Origin of the sequence: Flavobacterium chilense (assembly GCF_001602525.1) — a bacterium.
Lineage (GTDB): Bacteria > Bacteroidota > Bacteroidia > Flavobacteriales > Flavobacteriaceae > Flavobacterium > Flavobacterium chilense.
The window spans coordinates 1-19,225 of sequence record NZ_LSYT01000003.1 but is presented as its reverse complement, the minus strand read 5'-3'; the positions used below and the strand labels follow the sequence as shown (position 1 = coordinate 19,225).

15 protein-coding genes and 1 rRNA gene are annotated in these 19,225 nt (G+C 33.9%); 2 read left to right on the top strand and 14 right to left on the bottom strand.

The features are described 5' to 3' along the window. Positions 1-14: 14 nt before the first annotated feature. The 13 genes from A4F88_RS09445 to A4F88_RS09390 are packed head-to-tail and all read right to left on the bottom strand — an operon-like array spanning position 15 to position 15,438. A complete protein-coding gene (locus tag A4F88_RS09445) occupies positions 15-2,987 on the bottom strand; it encodes a hypothetical protein (RefSeq protein ID WP_068842365.1) in 2,973 nt (990 codons plus the stop codon). 30 nt (positions 2,988-3,017) lie between these two features. Further along, positions 3,018-3,863 (bottom strand): hypothetical protein, encoded by an 846-nt coding sequence (locus A4F88_RS09440; protein ID WP_068842364.1) that lies wholly within the window; start codon positions 3,861-3,863, stop codon positions 3,018-3,020. A 5-nt stretch (positions 3,864-3,868) separates the two neighbouring features. Next, positions 3,869-7,726, bottom strand: coding sequence for a hypothetical protein (locus tag A4F88_RS09435; RefSeq protein ID WP_143155038.1), 3,858 nt, complete (start codon positions 7,724-7,726; stop codon positions 3,869-3,871). Between the two features lie 8 nt (positions 7,727-7,734). After that, positions 7,735-8,142 (bottom strand): GPW/gp25 family protein, encoded by a 408-nt coding sequence (locus A4F88_RS09430; RefSeq protein ID WP_068842362.1) that lies wholly within the window; start codon positions 8,140-8,142, stop codon positions 7,735-7,737. Between the two features lie 3 nt (positions 8,143-8,145). After that, positions 8,146-8,445, bottom strand: coding sequence for a PAAR domain-containing protein (locus A4F88_RS09425; RefSeq protein ID WP_068842361.1), 300 nt, complete (start codon positions 8,443-8,445; stop codon positions 8,146-8,148). A gap of 17 nt (positions 8,446-8,462) precedes the next feature. Then, positions 8,463-10,259, bottom strand: a complete 1,797-nt coding sequence (gene vgrG / locus A4F88_RS09420; RefSeq protein WP_068842360.1) for a type VI secretion system tip protein VgrG — start codon at positions 10,257-10,259, stop codon at positions 8,463-8,465. A 6-nt stretch (positions 10,260-10,265) separates the two neighbouring features. After that, the gene (locus tag A4F88_RS09415) at positions 10,266-10,931 is read right to left on the bottom strand and encodes a CIS tube protein (RefSeq protein ID WP_068842359.1); all 666 of its coding nucleotides are present in this window, start codon (positions 10,929-10,931) and stop codon (positions 10,266-10,268) included. A 1-nt stretch (position 10,932) separates the two neighbouring features. After that, positions 10,933-11,097 carry a DUF5908 family protein gene (locus A4F88_RS25400; protein WP_156062657.1) on the bottom strand — a complete coding sequence of 55 codons (165 nt, stop codon included), beginning with the start codon at positions 11,095-11,097 and terminating at the stop codon, positions 10,933-10,935. A gap of 22 nt (positions 11,098-11,119) precedes the next feature. Beyond that, entirely contained in the window at positions 11,120-11,575 is a 456-nt protein-coding gene (locus A4F88_RS09410; RefSeq protein ID WP_068842358.1) for a phage tail protein, read from the bottom strand. Positions 11,576-11,579: 4 nt separating this feature from the next. Continuing rightward, positions 11,580-12,035: a phage tail protein gene (locus A4F88_RS09405; RefSeq protein WP_068842357.1), complete on the bottom strand. Its 456-nt coding sequence runs from the start codon at positions 12,033-12,035 to the stop codon at positions 11,580-11,582. A gap of 33 nt (positions 12,036-12,068) precedes the next feature. Then, positions 12,069-14,009, bottom strand: a complete 1,941-nt coding sequence (locus A4F88_RS25665) for a phage tail sheath C-terminal domain-containing protein (RefSeq protein WP_073075435.1) — start codon at positions 14,007-14,009, stop codon at positions 12,069-12,071. A 17-nt stretch (positions 14,010-14,026) separates the two neighbouring features. Then, entirely contained in the window at positions 14,027-14,857 is an 831-nt protein-coding gene (locus A4F88_RS09395; RefSeq protein ID WP_068842356.1) for a hypothetical protein, read from the bottom strand. 8 nt (positions 14,858-14,865) lie between these two features. Beyond that, positions 14,866-15,438 carry a Pvc16 family protein gene (locus tag A4F88_RS09390; RefSeq protein ID WP_068842355.1) on the bottom strand — a complete coding sequence of 191 codons (573 nt, stop codon included), beginning with the start codon at positions 15,436-15,438 and terminating at the stop codon, positions 14,866-14,868. Positions 15,439-15,734: 296 nt separating this feature from the next. Here A4F88_RS09390 and A4F88_RS09385 point away from each other — a divergent pair, with 296 nt between their 5' ends. Next, positions 15,735-17,726 carry a glycosyl hydrolase family 18 protein gene (locus A4F88_RS09385; protein ID WP_082815737.1) on the top strand — a complete coding sequence of 664 codons (1,992 nt, stop codon included), beginning with the start codon at positions 15,735-15,737 and terminating at the stop codon, positions 17,724-17,726. 144 nt (positions 17,727-17,870) lie between these two features. Beyond that, positions 17,871-18,989: a hypothetical protein gene (locus A4F88_RS09380; protein WP_068842353.1), complete on the top strand. Its 1,119-nt coding sequence runs from the start codon at positions 17,871-17,873 to the stop codon at positions 18,987-18,989. A gap of 107 nt (positions 18,990-19,096) precedes the next feature. Here A4F88_RS09380 and rrf read toward each other — a convergent pair. Next, a 5S ribosomal RNA gene (rrf, locus tag A4F88_RS09375) occupies positions 19,097-19,206 on the bottom strand. Between the last annotated feature and the right edge of the window lie 19 nt (positions 19,207-19,225).

Sequence of the window (19,225 nt, the reverse complement as noted above, 5' to 3'; positions counted from 1 at the left end):
AAAATTTTGCTCTTTTATTTTTGATTTTTGATGTCCGTTTCCAGGAGCCATTTTGTTAAAACTTCACATGATTCTAGTCTTGCGTTCGGATCAGAATTGGTTTTAATTGCTTCCAGCCATTCAAAATAAAGCGTTTCAAACTTTTGCATTCTCGAAATTCCCAGCCATTTAAAGTTTAAGGTTAAATAACCCGGTGCAATCGCTTTTATTAAATCTTCGGTAAACATTTTAAATTCTTTGTCCTGAAAACGGGCTGGCCATGCAGGTAAAACTATTGTTGCTTTCAGACTGTAAAAGTTTTCATTAATAACCTTTCTTCCGGATAGTTTTGCCAAAAGTTCAATACGAGGATATCTAAAGATTTTGTTTTCTTGTATTTTATGAATTTCGGCTATTATTTTTTTAAGATTTGGATCTAAATCTTGTTTTCTTTTACTGAATACCGCTGTGTTTACAATACTAAATTGATCGTCGCCCGCAAATTTAAGTTTAAAGTCAAAATCGTTTCCGGGCGTTTTTTTTCCTAAATTCAGTACTGCGGTTTTTAGTTTTGTCAGGCGGTTTTCTCTTTCTTCAAAACTGGTCCATTCATCATTTTTAAAAAGTATGCTGTCTTCACTTTCGTAATAGCTGAACCCGAAATTATGCTGATCGAGCTTAGGACGCATCAATAAATGTTCTACCAAATGAAATCCTTCTGATTCTACACTTAGTTTCTTCAGCGATTCTATTACTTCATTCAGGGCATTAATAGCCTTACTCTTTATTTGATAACTGCCAATTACCTGCCATTTTTCTTCTGGGGTTATGATATCTTTTTGCGGCGGTTTGTATATAATAATGTATTTACCGTCTTTGGGAATTATTTTATAGTTCTCCCTCAGGATTCCAAATTCTAATACCGATATTGTCTGCGAATTGAATATATACGATTGATCTATAGTATCTGCCTCTAAGCTTTCGCCCAGTTCTATATTTTCTGCTGAATTGGTTATTACGGCAAGATTTTCATCATTAAATTCGATAATATCTATTTCCTGTTCTTCCTGAACTGCAGGCGCTGGTTTTACTGGTGTAATGGTATACTTTTTTTCTGTATTGTTAAAAGTATCTGTCAGCCTTCGGCGCATCAGGCTTTCTTTTCTCGATTTAAACTTTGTCAGACTTGGATATTCCAGGTGATTAATGTTGAGATATATTGATATTTTATACTCAAAACCAGACATCAGGTTTATTTGAGAAGAATAATCGTAGCCTTTTATTTTGCCTTGGTCTATATGGAGTAAATGGTTTAAAACGTTTGCTTTCCATTGTAGCACAAATGTATCACGCTCTAAACTGCTTCCTCCAATATAACTATTAAAATACTGCAGTATAGGATATATACTTAGCTTGCGATTAAAGCGTCCCAGCAAATGGTCTAATATTTTATTCTTTCTGTCGGTATAGATTTCAGGAGTTTCTACAGCGCTTAGTAATGCTTTCATATAACCATTATCTTCGTCGCTTTGAAAATTTTCCCATTTCATTTCATTTACAAACGAAGCGCGATTATCACCATTTTGATTGTATTCTTTTAATATATAGCGAATATCCGGAACGTTATAGAGATCTTGGGTATAATATGATTTTTGATTGCTTGTGCTTAAATCTGTCGAATAAAGGTTACCCAGATTGGCTAACTGCGCCGAATAATTGGCAAGTATTTGTTCAAAAAAAAGCAAATAAGCTTTGAGTTGTTTTGCCGCTGCTTTGCGTTCTTTAGTTTCCGACTTAGATAATCCGTTTTCTCTTAAGCCATAAACGGTAGGGAAATAGTTTTGTATCGAATAATAGGTTCCTACATCTTTGTAAGTACCTGCTTTTATATTACGCTCTTGTTTCTTGCCTGCAGAATCTTTTCGGACTTGCGTTTTTAATGGTTCTCTATGATCATACAATTCTAAAAAAAGGGCTTCGTTGATCGGAATACGGTAATCGTCTGAATATAATTTTACATTTTTCAGAAAAGTATCTTTATCTAAAGAGGCAAAATGATCTTTCTTTAATTTAAACGGAAAACTATCTGTTTTTTCTACTTTATCAGCGTCATTGAGTGCTGTTTCTTCAGTATCAAAATTGTCTATATTCTCTATTGTTAAATTTTGAATATAGCTTACGCCATCTAATACCGTAATGGTATTGGTAACATCTATAGGATCTATTTCTGTTGCAATTGGTTTTAGCTCTCTTTCTAATAGTATTCCGTTGTTTAATAACGGACCATCGTAAATTTGCTCTATGGTATAGCCCATATCCAGCAATTCGGATTTAGAATAAAATCGAATTTTTGGGTTTAACAGAGATTCTATCTTATTGTAAATTCTAAGCAGTATTTCCTCCGGAACTGAGGTGTATTTGATACTTATATTGGCATGAATTGCTATTTTCTGACATTTCAGGATAACAATATCTCCCATTATATCTTCGCAGATATTACGTTTAGAAAGTGTTAGTTTTCTAATTTTTTCTTTAAACTCCTCCTCTGCTTCTTTATCTGTAACAAACTGGTTGGTTATGGTTTCATTGGCTCTAACTACAATTCTATACAAGCCTTTTATGTAATGATTGCTGTGTACAGACAGAATTGGATTGAACATGATATTGTTTACTTCTTTGACTTTGTCTAAAATAATTTTTCTAAAGTCATTAACCGTTACAGGATTACAGGTCAGGATATGTTCTTTCTCGAAAAAAGAGTGCTGATTTCTGTTTATAAACCCTCTTGTATTGGTTAAAATATCTTCGGTACTTAATTTTGTTTTATAGTGCAAGTCGGTTAATGCAAAACATAATTGTTCTAAAATGGTAATGCCCGGATCATGAATATTATAGTCTGTCCATAGATGTCCTGTCAGCCTTTGAACTAAATCAATTGCCTGTTTTAAAATGACTTCAAAATCAGCTGTAGGGTCTATGTTTTTATTTATAAACCGAGGTTCAATCATATTGTTAAGTATTCTATTCTAACGTTGTAACTAAGTTCTCTTATTCTGGCTTTCCTTATCAACAAAACCATCTTGTTTTTTTGGATAATAACAATTTAAGGGTACAAAAAGTTCATCATCCCAAAGTTCACATATCGTATAATAAATCATGGCTCCCGAACCAAAATTGGAATTCGAACGCATTTGTAATTTGTAATTATGTGTGGTGCCATGCCAGCGTAAATTCAGTTTATTCCAAATCGACCAGAATGATCCATAATACGCTCGGGTTTTTCTAATCTTTGATCGCGATTTTCCAAATGTGCTCAATGCGGTTGCATGCATCATAGAAAATTTTCCGGAATGTTTTATCCCTGCGCGGGCTACAATTTCAAAAGCCTGACAGTTATCTAATTCCGGAGTTATATCGTGCCATTCTCCATTGGCCGGAATTTCTTTTTTTGTGTTGTAGGTTCCGGTTCTTCCTTTAGAAGCGGTAAAACCATTTACATCCAGTTTAAAATTGTTTTTACTTTTATTTCCTATTCCTAAACTTCCGTCGTTATGAAAGAAAAATGTTTTCTCTTCTTCTGTTGCTGTAGATTTGACAGTATCAGAGCGGAATTTTAGGCTTGGTTTGTCCAGTAAATCCTTTTCTACAAAGAAAAAAGGTTCTAAACGATCAATATTTTTGTAAAAAGTAATTAATCTGGATGATGTTCCTAAAGAGGTTATGCTGTACCCGTTTTCTTCATCTTTAGATATTCCGTCATCGTGCTGAATAATTACAGAATCTATAAGCGATTTAAAATGCGTTTCGTTAGGGATTCTTCCATTTCTAAAATATTCTATTAACTCCGCTCTTCCATGTAATTTTTTTATCTCGTTGTCGGCCATGTCGTTTAAATGTTAGGATTAATAATAAAATTAAAAAGTTCATCGTCGTCGTCATACTCAGAATCTGAAGCATCACTGCTTGGTATTCTTATACCCGGATCTTCTTCTATCAAAAGTTCTTCGCCTACTATGTAATCTGCAATACCCAGCTGAACCGCCGTTTTATGAATGGGTTTATCCAGCACCTTTAGCACATGAAATTCTGAAGGCACAAATACCGAAGCCGGAGAAGAACATTCTATGTATTTGATATCACCCAAGGCACTATCTGTCATTTTTGAAACCAAAACATCATCTGATGATTGTCTTTCTTTATAAAAATGAATCAGCGAAAATCCGGTAACATACTCAATATAAGGACGTGTTTTGATAAACAATAACAAATCTGATTTGTAAATACGATCTCCTATTTTAAAATCATCATATTTATCATAAAGCCAAGGTGCTATATAATTATTAATATCTTTGGTTAGTTTGCGTAAATAATTTCCGGAATCTTCTTTTGCTTTATCTGTTAAAACAACTTCACAAATTACTTTGACTCTTTCATAAATAGGATTTCCAACTTCTATCGTTATAAAAGGAGAAATGATCTTGTCAAGAAATGATTTGACATCAAAGAGCGTTAATAAACTTACTCTGGGAACATCTTTAAAGGGATGATTGTTTCTGGATTCTTTAGGAATTAATACTAAATGTAAATTGGTTCCTTCTACAATTTCATAACCTTCTATTTCTGTATTAAAGCTTTTTACCATCATTATTTCAGGAAAATTTTCTAATACAACTTGTTCGATATCTCTGTTTTGAACTGGTCTTTGTTTGTGTCTTAATCTTTCGCTTACTCTTGTATAGAACTTATCGGTACTTTCCGGCGCTTCTCCGTTAATAGAGCTGAACAACTGCCATAAAGCACTAACGCCTTTTATTGTTTTTTCAAATCCTTTAATGGAATATGGCGGAATAGAAAGTCCTCTTTTTGAATGATTTTCGGGTAAATATTTTCTTGTCGCTACAACGCCGTTACATGCAATTCCTAATAAATTGGGTTTCGTTGCAACGCCATTATAAGTTGTGGCTTTGATCCAAAACAAATCCGGATTCATTATTGTATTTCCTGATGGAATACTGGACGGAGCAAAAAGCCTGATAATGCCTGAGCCCATAAAATCATTGGTCGTATCAAAAATAATGTCTTTGTCTGAAAAGGGAATCCAGGTATTGTTTTTAAGATAACTCCATATTAATTCTGTTTTTTCTAAGGTATAATGAAAACTGGAATCTTCGAACTTAAACAAAAGATTCAATTCTGATTTAGGTTCGACATCTTTTAAACCAATGCATAAGTTGTCGTAGTCTAAAAACTCAGGCATAAATTTAGTCTGCTTTTTATACTTATTAGGATAGATGTAATCATACCCAAACGGATAATCATGAATAAGCTGAATTTTACAGTTTTCGCGGTTTGCAGCTCCATCAAGAATTTCTGAATACTCAAGCGAATAATCTAATGCTATCGATTTTATAATGGGAATAATAGGCTGATTGGGCAAAGCTTGTTTTAATACTTTTTTTTTAGCCTGGCTCATAACAGCTTCGGGAAAAATTTTAGTAAATACTTCTTGTCCAAATGTTTCTTCGGGAGAAGAAAGTTCTAACCTTAAAGTTCCGTCTACAGCAAATGGATTATTACTATCTGAAGGCACCAGCGATGGTTCATTAATAAAATCCAGTTTGCTGAAATCTATTTTATCTATTACCGTAAAATCACTTAAAAAACCATTATTATTAATGCTGAACAATTCTTTTTGCTGTTCATTCTTGGTATTTAAATATAAGTTTTGTGTTTTTAATGCTTTAAGATTAACGGCGAAAGAGTTGTTTCTAAAAGGTTCCGGATATTCTTTATAATAGGTTTCAAAACCTCCGTATTCTCTGGGTAAATTCAACCAGCTGATATTTATAGAGAAATCAGTTAAGTATCGATTAAAAACATTGGTATTCTTAATATCCAGAAACGAACCCAAGATAGGCTGCGGCCCAAATATCTGAAACGGACTTGTAGGACTTACTAAACCAATACTATTTTGCAAGAGTAAAGAACGGAATCCTTTTGCCTCGCTTTTAATCGTAATACGTTCTATTATGATGTCCTGCAAAAAACTGTACGCATAATGTTTGCTGAAATTATTCAGCCCTATACGAACTATTGGAAACTTAGAATCAAAATTGAGATTGTGAATTCCCTTATTGTAATTGTCAATAGGTTCTTCTATAGCTTTCAATTTCAAAATAATTTCAATTGCTTCTTCTCCGCCCGGTGTTGGATCAAATTTTACAAAATATTTCTTTATGTTTTCCCAGCCTTTTGTTGAAGTATAGGTTATAACAAATGCACTTGATAAAAGTTCATAAATAATCGTTTCGATTGTTTTTGCCCCTTTTTCAGATTCATCTGTTTTATAGCCATAATGATATTTGTTTTCATTTATAGTATCTGTATATGAAGAAAAATAATCCCGTACTGCTTCAAAACTTTTAGGTTCTAATTTGATTTTTATACTGATGGTTCTTTCTCCTTCCGGCAAATACAAAAGAGGCGATGCAATGAATATTCCTAAATTAGCATTATCCATTGTTCGCATATTGCCCAGCTTTCCCTGCTGATCTTCGCCAAGACAAGGCCATGAAATATAATTGTCTTTGTTTTTTTGATAATCAGCTACCGAAAAAACTTTTGGAGAAGCCTGATAAACCTGATTTTCAATAATATTATCAATTTCAATATTCTTAGAAGCTACTTGTGCAAACTGACTGACAAAAATAGTTTTGGTCTCGGCTATTGTGGCAGCCGATAAAGTAATTGGATTATTTAACTCATAAATTATAGGCTGTTCTTCATTTGGAATTTCTGCAATTAATAATTCCGATGGTGAAATTTCTAATCGCTTTATTCCTATTTCCGGTTCAATAATTATGTTGAGCTGATCTCTATATCCTTTTTTGGGTTTTAATTCTAAAACATCTTTATAATAATACTCCAGATGCCTGCGGTTAAAGTCATTAATTTTTACTTGTGCCGATTTGTATAAATCTAAAAAACTGATTAATAAAGCGATCTGTGGTAAAAATTGAGCTTCTGTTATGCTTTTTCTAGAAATATACGATTTTGATGCTCTTACTAAATCGTTAAATTTTGCAATAACAGATTCAAATAAAGCAGATAAATAACGAATAGATCCCGTTATTTTTTCCTTATTAGAACTTTCCAATAGTATTTCTAAACCAACGTCTTCTTTTTTTTTATGCCCTGATAATTTTGGAGACGGATCAGGATTTTTGAAGCTGATAAATACTAAAGAAGCTTCTTCGCAATAATTTTTTAATTTACCTGATTCATCATTTGTTGGCTCAATATTCATTAATACTTCTCCTATATCATTAGGCAAAGGCAAAGCATTTAATAAGTAATGTAGTTTTGATAATTGGGCAATAACATCAAATAGATAGTCAATTAATTTAGTCAATTTGTCTAATCGTTCAGAAAGCAGATTACTATTACTGTCGTGTTCAATTGCTTTTTTCAGGGTGCTGAACTGACCGCTGATATCTACCACATTTATTCTGCTGATTAACAATGCGGCGAGATAAGGATCATTATAGAGAAAATCTTCCCAGGTTCCATCTATTTCATTTGTTTGTGCATTATAATAATTAAACTGAGGTGCTATTTTATGAATATAGCTGATCATTTCCGGAATATCCCTTGAATCAATTTTAAAATAATCAGGCATCAAAGTATCAAGCATGCGCTGTGCCTGGCTAAGCCCTTGATTTGATGTCATGAATATTTCGGTGCTCATATTTAGTATTATAAATTAGTTCCCTCAAGAAGATAAAAAGGAAATACGATATTGTGTCTTGTGTTTGTTATAATGATTTTATAGTTGACTTCTATATGCAATACTCCGTCTAACTCGTTACGGGTTACTACTTTGGCATCAATAAAATCTACACGGGCTTCAAAATTTAAAATGGCCTTGCTAATGGTATTGTTTAAACCTGTAACAAAAGAGGTATCGTGACGCTCGAACATAAATCTTCTAAGATTACAGCCATATTCCGGTCTCATTAATCTTTCGCCGGGATCTGTACTCAATAAAATACGGAGACTTTCTGCAATATCAGTCTCATCCGAAACCAATGTTACATTTTTAGTTTCTTTGCTAAATGAAGGGGGAAATTTCCATCCTGTTCCTAAAAATGATTTTAGTTCCATTGTTTATCCTCCTATCAAAACCGTTGGCAAGCCCAATACAATTGAACCTCCGTGTGCTGTTGTATCACCCATTCTGGCAGCAGGCATTCCACAGATAAGTACAGTAGAAGAACCTTTTACAATACTATCCGGCGGTCCTACACAAACGAGCATATCGCCTACTCGTGCAGCAGGCAGAGAACCTATTAAAACGGTTGGTGCACCGGCTACAATTGGGCCGCCTACATGTGGTATTGGCGGTAATCCCGGTGTTACCATTGGACAAGTGTGCATATCTGTTATTCGTGCGGCTGGGGCTCCCATATCTTTAATATTTTAAATTAGTTTATCATTACTATTGCGCCTTTTACTGTCGTTTGTCCGCTGGCAGAAATTTCTGCTGTAGCAGCTCCTTTAGCAACAAACCCTATACTGGCGTTATTGTTTATATTTAGTCCCGTTGTTTTTACATCCATTTTAGCTTCGACCTCGACATTTTGTACTGCGGTTAAAGAAATTTTTCCTTTCGCATCCAGCACAATGTCCTTAAAACTTTGAATAGAAATACCATTGGAGTCCATTTTAATCGAGTTGGTATGCTGGTCTTTAATTTCTATAGATTTGGCATCATCACTAAGCGTGATGTAATTTCCGGCTGGTGTTTCTAATTTGAGTATCTTTTTCTCATCATCAAATGTCATTTTGAGCTGACTTTTTGTGATAATTGTTTTGATATAATTGTTGTTATCAGCAGCTGTCGCTGCTGCTGCTTTAGCAGTACTGTACAATGAACCCAAAATAACAGGATAACGCGGATCATTCTCTAAAAATCCTATGATAACTTCATCTCCAACTTCTGGCAAAAAACCTGCCCCAGCTGTATTTGTAGCATGAAAATTGGCCATTCTTGCCCATATTCCGTCTTGATTTTCGGCATTGCTGGGTAATGTTATTAAAATGCGAAATTGAGAATCCGGATCGCCAAATATTTTTTTTACTGTAGCGGTCTGTAAACCATTAATGGGCGGCAGCTGACCAGAAGCATTAGGATAAGAGAAATTTTTATTCTCGTAAGCAAACTTTTCATCAAGCCCAAATTTTACTCTGGTAGTCCAGGTTCCGCTTTCTAAAACATGATTGACCATCGTTACATAGGCATTTCCGTTAAAACGATCTCCTACTCCTGCTAATTCGATTATAGTATTGGGTTTTACCGTTGCATTTCCCATAAAGCTAACCATTCCTCTTATGGCAGCCAATCTGATTTTTAATAAACTGGCATTTCCCCAAACGGTTAAATCTTCATTTGTCAGAGGTGTATTTGAAGTAAGTTTTAACTCTTTTTGATTGAGTTTACCTGATAATGTTTTAGCACTCAAATTGCCTTGCTCATTTAGAACAGGCTCGGCTGCACTCGATACTAATAAGCTTTGCTGTTTAATATCCCAACTGCTTACTTGTAAAGATGTAGGTTGTTTTTCTGCAGATAATTCGGCATCAAATGAAAACATAGATTCTCCAAAACCAATTCGCAATACGGCAGATCCGTCTACTTTTGGTTTTCCAATTGTGATATCGTCGCCATCTAATGAAATAACAAAACCATTAAAATCAGCACGTGCCAGGATAAAATCCCAATCTGTAGCTAGTTTTTGGAACATGGCTTCAGAAACTGGTGTAGTCGCATCAATTGTGGCACTTAAACCATAATTTCCGGCAATAACATTCATAATACCACTATCGGTTTTACTGGTAAATTGTGCTTCCATTTTATTGTAACACATGGTAACCGCTTTATGTTTGCAGGTAATAATTAAGGCAAAAGGCTCTCCATCATTAATACGAATGGCTTGTTTTACAATTACACCTTTAAAAATGGATATTTCGGCATCAGATCCATAACCTGCTGTAATTTCAATTGTATTTCCGGGAATCAAATCGGCGCTTTCGCTAATAGGAAAATCAGCAGATTCTACAGTTCCGTCAATAAGACTGATTTCGGCATATGATATTCTATTTAATTCATGGGTAATATTTACAGATTCTACAGGGTACGAATCTTTTATAGGGCTTCCATTTGCTTTAATCGTGAGCCTTAAAGTAGGATCAGAAATATCTAATGGTGATTTTGCTGGCATTTATTATTATTTTTTTATTGGGGGAAAATACAATTGGTCTCCAGGTTTTATAGCATTTATACTAGTTAGGTTATTTATTTTGGCTACTTCCATATAATAAGAACTGTCTCCGTATATTCTAAAAGTCATTAAAGGCAAGGTATCTCCGGCTTTTACAGTACGAATATGTGTTAAGTCTGGCGAACTCTTTTTAGCTTCTTTGGCTACGGTAACAAAATCAGATGTTCCGGATAACATAAGCTCAATTGAAGCCCGGAGCGCTGTACCATCTTCTTTAAATAAATTATAGCTTACATTTAATGCTTTACAAACACAAATCATAGATAAACTTCCCCAAACTATGGTCAGGTAATTAGGTCTGTGCTTTAATCCATTGTAAGAATACGTAAGCTGCTTAATTTTTTTAATGTAATCGTCTACATCTAAAATCCCTTTTGGTAATGGCACAACACCTGTACCATCGGCAATTAATTTTAAGGTCATATCGTTTCCTACCAACGCCTGAAAAATGAGGGTTCTGTCGTTTTGCCCAATTACTTTTGGGGCATTGTACTGCGCCTTATATTTACGGGTGTACGTGTTTGGATTAAACATGGCTTCTATAGGATCGCCTACAGAAGCGGTGCATTCAGGATCAGAAAAAGCTTCAATTTTTAATTTAAGTAATGCCATATTATCGTTCTGATTTTTTCTCTAGTTTAGCCATAACTCTTTCTGTACACTCCTTTATAATCTGTCTTTTTAAATCTGATAAATTATGAGAATCTACAGTATCTGTAGCTTTGTGATCTTCAACGATATTCACTTTTATAACTAATTCACGAATTTCAATTGGCATGGCCTTAGTTTTATAATTATAATTAAAAAATCCTCGTAAAATAACTATAAGATAACTCGAGTGTTTCTATAACAATAGCATTGTCCTGAGCCTTTAAATCAGATACTTTTAAAGCAACAGGATAAGCGGCATTAAATGACCATGAAGCAATTGGAGCACCGGTTTCATCTAATAAATTAACTATTACAGTTTTTGTAATAAAATTAAAAGACTCGATAGAACTTCTTGCCCACAAAATGAGGCCTGAATTTAATACCATTCCTCTTTTCAGAATTAAATTATCATATTTAACAGGATTGGGTAAACGGTGTTCAAATCGGTTCTCACCGCCTTCTTTTATAGTTTCTACTCCCAATTTTGCTCCAAGTCCGGTTACTTCCTGAAAACTGCCTTCATAAACACCAGTAATTCCTACAACATTTACTTTAAAAGAAAATGCTGCAGGAAAAAATGGTGGTGTTTTAGGAACGTATGCCATTTAATTACTTCACAATAGTTAGTTTTTCATGTGCCAGTTCTATTGATTCTACTGCTACTTCATTTCCGTCAGATTTCATATCCGTAACGGTAATCTTAACCGGAAATGCATTGGCCAAAGTCCAGCTCATTGCTACTTCGTTTTTTTCATCCAGTAAGCTTATGGTTATGGTCGATCTTTTATAGGTATTCATGGCAATAATATTGTACTTATCCCATAATGCTTTGTCGCCTAAAAACATCCCTTTTTTTAACGTTACGTTTCCAAATTTTTGTATCCCGGGCATTTTTACTGTAGAGTATACTTTACTGCTGCCTCCGCGATATTCTATCACCTGTGTTTCAGAAGATAAACCTGTTACCTCCTGAAAAATTAGTTCTGCATCGTCCCATTTTACCTGAAAGGAAAATTTAACTAAAGGCCAGGTGGCCGCTGATTGTGTTGAACCATCGTCTGCCATAATAAATATATTTTAATTGATTATAGTTATAAGTTAAGATTGCTGCATTTGCTGCTGGAATGTTATAATAATAAACTCCGCAGGACGTACAATTGCTACTTTTACAGTAATTAGCATTTTTCCGTCTAAGATATCGGTAGGTGTCATCGTAGAACCTAAACCAATCTGAACGTCAAATGCCTGCTCAGGAGCTGCTCCCGCTAAAGCGCCTTGTTTCCATAAATTGGTTAAGAAATTAGACATCATACTTTTTACCGTTACCCAAGTATTGGCATCGTTAGGTTCGAATACATAAGATCGAGTTGCTAATTTTAAAGATTGCTCAATCATGATTAAGGTTCTTCTAACGTTAATGTAGCGCCAATCCTGACTATTACCATCTAAAGTTCTGGCACCCCATACCAGAGTTCCAATCCCTTGAAATGAACGAATAACGTTAATTGATTTTCCTGCCACAACATCAACATTCAGACTTTCTTGCTGCTCGCTTGAAATATTTATTGATGGTGCATTTACCATGCTTACAGATACGTTTGCCGGAGATTTCCAAACACCTCGGCTGCTGTCTACAGCGGTATAAATACCTGCCATTGCTGCACTTGGCGGCAACTCGTTTAATTTTGATCTGATTTCTTCGAGGATGTTGGTATAAGTTGGGCTCGTAGCTTTTAAGGATTGATGAAAATTTAGTTTATCATTATCTGAAGGAAAAAGTATTTTTTCTGAAAGATCATTAGTTGCTTTTGCTACTTTTTTCTCAGCAGCTTTCACTTTATCAGCATCGACTGTAGCTGCATTTTTTGCTGCGTCTAATTCTGCTTTTGCTGCTTCTAAGGCTTTTGCTGAAGTTGTTTTTGCTGTTTCCAAAGCTTCATCAGCATCGGTTTTTGCTTTCTCCAGTGCTTTTACAGCATCACTTGGATCTGTATCTGCGATTAAATCTGCTACAGCTTTTTCGGCTTCTTTAACTTTAGCATCATCAACCGGATCTGCACTTTGTGCCGCTGTTAAGTCTGCTTTTGCTTTATCGATTGCTATTTTCTTGGTGTTGCCTTCTGCGAATTTGGCATCTTGCAATGCTTTTTCGGCTTTTTCAACGTCTTTTATAGCCTTGAATACTGCAGGAGGAGTATCTTCTGCCGAGTCTTTTGCTGTTTTGAATATTTTAATAATATTTAAAGCAGCTTCTTCTTTTTTAGGAAGTATAGTCGCAAGGTCTAAAGAATCATCCAGGTTTTCAAAAGTTATTTCACCTGGCTGTACTACTCCTGATTTCAGCCACGGATAATAAGCTGCTCCGTATTTTAAATCGTTCATTCCGATACCTTCACGGAAACTTGTAACAATAGGTGTGGTATCTTCAGAAGGCAGTTGTTTTACCAAATCAAAAAGTCCAAAACGGCTTTGCATTGCAGCGCAGTGACTTAAAATTTTGGTATAAATAGAATTGTAGCAGGCTTCTCCTAATACAATTGCATCCGGAACCACTACAAGTGTAGGTTCGAATTCTTTTTTCAGAATTTCAAAAGGATCTAATTTTGTTGTAGAGCCCAAAAAGTCATCGGCCTTAATCTCTAATGTTGTTTTATCCTTATAGGTATCGACAGTTAAGATATAACAAGGGCCTCCGCCATTGGCATAAAACAAGCGGATAGAATTAAACAAATACAGGGTGTTGTCTTTGTTTATTTCGACTACTTTGTTTTTTCCGTCAAGCGAAAATGTTTCTTGTTTGATAGCCGGATTCGCATCAACAATTTTAAATTTTGCTTTAAATCCTCCTCCAAAGCGCTCTACATATTCTGCAAACGAGGTAACTCTGGTTGGAACATTTACTAATGATTTACCATTCCATTCGGCTTTTTCAGTATAGCCGATAAAGACAGGAATAGCAGTTTCTACTGATACTGCAGAACTAGGAAACGCGTTCTTTTCATCAATATAAACACCGGGGGTCATAGGGTTGTTTATCATAAAATATATGTGTTTGTTTAGTAAATAAAAATTTCTGAATAATACTTTTTATCGTTTTTATTCTCTATTATTGACGATATGTGCTTTGTGTCCGGAACCGGAAGCGCCTTAATTAAAACATTAAATGTGCTTTCGTCCTCTTTATAATGATCAACTAATTTAAAATACTGGTCAGGTCTTTGTTTATGACCAATCGGTAATACAGAAACAAAACTTATTCCCTCCCGATTATCCGGAAGTGTAATATTTCCGGGACCATCAAATGCAACATCTTTTCCTATAATTGCTAATTGAGATAAATTTTTAAAATGATCACCCACAATTATATAACGCCAATAACTTTCTATCTCTCTAAAATGTACCACATATTGTGTCTGTAAATCATATCGCAATTGCAGCTCTATGATTCCAAACGGTTTTCTTAAAAACTTTTGCCCAAACGTATGCTCCTCAACAGTATCTTCTACTGATACAAATTCTTCATTATGTAAATTTTTAATACTAAATCTTTCCTTTTTGCCTGCGAAATTATGGAAGTGATAAAAGTCTGAATCCCAATTTTTTGCTCCACAATCTGTATAATTAAAAAAATACGGATCGTTTAATACGATATGAAATCGCAAAACAAAATCATCCAGAATATCATTTCTTTTAATCGTTTCCTGATTATTGAATGCATTAAAAAACAGCTTAAAACCATTATTAAATGGTTTAAACAGAAGCCCTGACTTTAAAAAAAAATGATGTGTCTCAGGATCTGGCTGTATACTAAAACATTCTAACTTATTGCTTAAAAAATAGCGATGCTTAAATTCTACTTGTGTTAATATTTCGTATTCAGCAATCACTATATCTCTTAATTAGTTTTACTTTGATTGTCAATTTTTGAAACGCCCGGTCTAAACTCTCTTACTACAGATTCATCAAAATGCAGCATGCGGATTTTATACAAGACTGACGGCATATATTTTGCACCCAGCAGTGACCATAAATTACTTAATCCATCCATACTCATATCTACAATCTCAATGCTTAACTTTTCCATTTTGGGGTCCATATTGGGGGTATTACTTTTGGTAAAAACATTTTTACCTTGAAAATAAGCTATTATAAACGATATAAAACGCAATGATTCTCCGTAGTTATTACTGCTGAAATAAGCCGAGAACAAAACGTAAATATTAATTTGTAAGGGTATATTCTGGTTTCCAAAAGAGTTTGTTGTTACTGCTTTTGAGGGTAACATTTGTAATGTTTCTTTCTCTAAATTAACAAGTGTAATTACTATTTTATTTTCTCCCGGAATCGCAACTGTACCATCGGCATTAACTAACCCGGATAGTATCACTTTCTCTTCGGCGATGCTCAATTTTAGCTTAAAGAAGTCATTTAGTTCTTCAGACAGACATGTTAGAGCTTCGTAAATCATAGCAATTTCTAGTAATTTATAATATATTACAAATCAAATACATACAATTCAAATTTTAACAAACGTAGTATTTCTTTTTCAAAAAAAAAATTTTTACAGGTAAAATAAATAATATTTTATTTACAAATAACATTAAAAATACATAATTTACTGATTTACAGATATTTAAATATTTTAATGTTAATTTATTATAAAAAAAATAACATAACTACAAATTTACAAGCATATTAAAGTGTATTTTTGAGAAATTTTTAAATATTCATCAATAACAAACAATCAACTATTTTGCCCCAACAATGCGTCTTATTTATATAATAATTATCGTGTTTTGCTCCTTTACCTGTACAATTTCTTTTGCACAGGAAAAAACCAATGCTCCTGTAAGTAAGAAAAATGTAAGTACTGAGATTCCAGCAGATACTGTTAAAATAAAAAAATCACTGCTTAAAAAAATTACAGATGCTTTTAAGTTTAGAGCCAATTTTAGAAAGGGCGAAGAAAAACGTATTATAGCCATTATTAACAGACTGCAAAAACCAGAGCAGCCTAGAGATACTACAATAAATAATACCTATATCACCAACCATAATACTGTTCCTATAAGTACAATACAGAAACAAATTGACAGCCTCTTTCTGGATTTTACAACTTCTGTAGATTCTACCAAAATTTCAAATATTGATATCAACAATTTAGTAGATAAACTGCTGCCGATGGTCCAGAAAAAAATTGACCTCGAAGAAGAAGAAGAAAAAAGACAGGCTAAAATAAAGAAAATACGCGATTTGCTTCAATATCCGTATGGTGTTATCACTACTGTAAGAGTAAATAATATACCCGTTAAAACCATAAACAGAAAAGTAGCCCGAAACAGCGAAGTATATGGATTTCACCCTCACTGGATGAATAAATATTATCTCAATTACAACTATAAAGCTTTAAATACTTTAATTTATTATGGCTATGAATTAAACGGAAAAACAGGGAGTTACAAAACGCTTAATGGCTGGGATACGGCAGAAGTAATACCCAAAGCTAAAAAAGAAGGATGCAAAGTGTTTTTGTGTATCTTTGATAAAAGCCAAAAAAGTTTAGATGAGTTTCTGAATAACAGAGATGCTCAATTACGCCTGATTGAGGAAACAAAATTTCTATTAAAAGAAAAAAATGCTGATGGAATCAATATATTCTTTGAAAATTTTGGAGATCGAAACCGTAATAATTTTACTGAATTTATAAGTCTGCTTCATTACAAACTAAAAGAGGCAAATCGTTCCTATCAGCTAACGATTACACTTCCTGTAGTGGATCAATATCATAATTATGATATAGAAGAAATAGAACCATTAGTAGATCGTTTTATTATAGATTTTACAAAGAAAAATAACTATGGTCCTATAGTGCCTCTTAAAGGATCTGATTATAGTTTGGGTACTGGTCTTGATCGTTATCTCAACAAAAACATACCTCCAAAAAAAATTATCGCCTGCCTTACCTACGATGGAATACTTTGGCATTATAAATCAAAAAAATCTGAATTTAAGTTCTATAATACAATAGTAAAAGATTATTTAAATAAGTATACTCCGTTGTATAATAAAAACAATGGGGCATTAATAAACATTATAAAAAATAAAAAAGACACTATCAGCCAATTATGGTTTGATGATGTACAGACCATATCTGAAAAATATGATTTTATTTTAAACAAAGGCGTTGGAGGAATTGGTATATGGGGACTAGGTTCTGATGATGGAAGGCCTGAAATGTGGAATGCCCTTATAGACAAAACCATGTATATTAAGGTGAAAACCACAGTATTGAAACCACCTGTAAAAGAAGGAAGAATGGCTTCCTGGAAAAGAAGAATTATGCAAGAAATTGAATTGTATAAGAAGCTTTTTAATCACCCATGTGATTTTACTAAGGAAGACAGTAAAAAAATGTTTTCTGATGATTTAATTATTATAATTACAGAAATACTCTTTACAGTATTAGTTTTGGTTGCCTTATATTGTTTAAAACAAAAAAAACAATTAGGCGATGACTGGACAAAAAGTAAGTTGTTTTATGGTATATTAACTTTCTTGAGCGTTTTCCTTACTATTTGTGTCGTGTTATGTTTATTTCTTAATCCCGGATTTTCCGGATTTGGATTGTCAAAATCAGGAAAATGCGAAACCAGTTTTATAACTATTTTAAAGATATTAGGCGGAGGATTTCTCATTGGTCTGCTTGCCATGAAATTTTTAATTTTTCCTCTCATAAAACCCAGAGAAGTTCCATAAGATTAAAGGCAGTAAAACTTGAATTTACTTCCTAACCTATTTATTTTTTTAATGTGTTAGATTATTTGTGTTATAATTATTCTGCCGTTTTTACCTTCATTGATTTGAGTTAAAAGTAATGGCAGTTTAAAATAAATGTAAACGATGAATACTTACGCCGACAACAATAAAGAGAATAAAAAGCAACAAACACCCTCTGCTATCCATAAAAAAGATAACAGAGATACTGCTTTGCCTGTTACAGATTCTCATCTGTCCTCGGTTGCTGCTCAATTGCAATTACAAGAAATAGCCAACAATAGCCCACAAGTAAAACAAGCTTTTCAACTGCAGGCAATAGCCAATGCTCACGCAGCTCTTCCTATACAAAAAAAAGACTTGATTACTACTCAATCTGTGTTTCAGCTCCAAAAACTAGAGCGAGGAAAATTGAATGTAGTTGGTGAACATCATTCTGAAAGTAACCAGAGACGAGGGCAAGAAATTGATATAGCAGAAAGAGAAGTTGGAGGGGAATATTGGACAGAAAATAATTTTCGAATTAGAGAAACAAAATCACCTGGAGAAAATGCTGTAAGAGACACTACTGGAGATCCCAGAATCCTAGGGGATGCTTTATATTTAAGGATAGTAGAAAGCATTCAATATGTTTATGAAGCCAAAAATAACTTTGAAAAAGAATGGAAACATTGGACTACACAAAACCTGAACAAAGAAGAATTGCCGATTTTAAAAGGCGAATTACAACCCTTGTTGGTAATCTGTAAAAACCACACACTCGAAGCAAACAAATTAGCCAAAGCCTATATGTATAATGAAGAGTTTAAAACCCTTCCCGAATTCGTTTCAGACCAAATTGTACAAATGTATAAGTTATTGCCAGAAACTGAAAAGTTGTTTCTTATACTGGTTGAAACCTGGAAAAGTTATACCCTTGAACAATTAATCTTAAAGAAGTTCTTAAGTTCTTTCAATGTGTTTGGTTCTAATATTGACATTCTAAATATATATGCCGCACAAATAGGTGGTGCAAGCAGGACAGATACCAGTAAATTAAGGTCTTATGAAATGGATAATGCGGCCGATTTTGCACATGATAGGATTGGTGTATGGAAAATAGGCTTTGACCATGTTAAGGACATTAAAGAGGATATGCAACACAACGACACTAAAAACTATATATTAATAAACAGAGAAGAGTTCAATCATGAATACAAAGAGTTGCCTATTTTAGTTGAAGATCAAATGGTAAAACAAAAATAAAGAAATGCAAAACCAACATTGTAAATGAAAGACAAAGTGAATGTAAAATCATGATAAAGGAAAACAAAAAAAAATCCTCATCAAATAAATGATGAGGATTCTTAAAAGAAAGGCGACGACATACTCTCCCACATAACTGCAGTACCATCTGCGCAGGCGGGCTTAACTACTCTGTTCGGGATGGGAAGAGGTGAGCCCCGCCGCAATAACCACCTTAAGGTTTTTAGTCTAAAGTC

Bases quoted from the DNA above. Each gene is read 5' to 3' on its own strand.
- A4F88_RS09410 (WP_068842358.1), bottom strand. From the start codon at position 11,575: ATGGCATACGTTCCTAAAACACCACCATTTTTTCCTGCAGCATTTTCT.
- A4F88_RS09415 (WP_068842359.1), bottom strand. From the start codon at position 10,931: ATGGCATTACTTAAATTAAAAATTGAAGCTTTTTCTGATCCTGAATGC.
- A4F88_RS09435 (WP_143155038.1), bottom strand. From the start codon at position 7,726: ATGAGCACCGAAATATTCATGACATCAAATCAAGGGCTTAGCCAGGCA.
- A4F88_RS09390 (WP_068842355.1), bottom strand. From the start codon at position 15,438: ATGATTTACGAAGCTCTAACATGTCTGTCTGAAGAACTAAATGACTTC.
- A4F88_RS09440 (WP_068842364.1), bottom strand. From the start codon at position 3,863: ATGGCCGACAACGAGATAAAAAAATTACATGGAAGAGCGGAGTTAATA.
- A4F88_RS09430 (WP_068842362.1), bottom strand. From the start codon at position 8,142: ATGGAACTAAAATCATTTTTAGGAACAGGATGGAAATTTCCCCCTTCA.
- A4F88_RS09405 (WP_068842357.1), bottom strand. From the start codon at position 12,035: ATGGCAGACGATGGTTCAACACAATCAGCGGCCACCTGGCCTTTAGTT.
- A4F88_RS09380 (WP_068842353.1), top strand. From the start codon at position 17,871: ATGAATACTTACGCCGACAACAATAAAGAGAATAAAAAGCAACAAACA.
- vgrG (WP_068842360.1), bottom strand. From the start codon at position 10,259: ATGCCAGCAAAATCACCATTAGATATTTCTGATCCTACTTTAAGGCTC.
- A4F88_RS09385 (WP_082815737.1), top strand. From the start codon at position 15,735: ATGCGTCTTATTTATATAATAATTATCGTGTTTTGCTCCTTTACCTGT.
- A4F88_RS25400 (WP_156062657.1), bottom strand. From the start codon at position 11,097: ATGCCAATTGAAATTCGTGAATTAGTTATAAAAGTGAATATCGTTGAA.
- A4F88_RS09425 (WP_068842361.1), bottom strand. From the start codon at position 8,445: ATGGGAGCCCCAGCCGCACGAATAACAGATATGCACACTTGTCCAATG.
- A4F88_RS25665 (WP_073075435.1), bottom strand. From the start codon at position 14,009: ATGATAAACAACCCTATGACCCCCGGTGTTTATATTGATGAAAAGAAC.
- A4F88_RS09445 (WP_068842365.1), bottom strand. From the start codon at position 2,987: ATGATTGAACCTCGGTTTATAAATAAAAACATAGACCCTACAGCTGAT.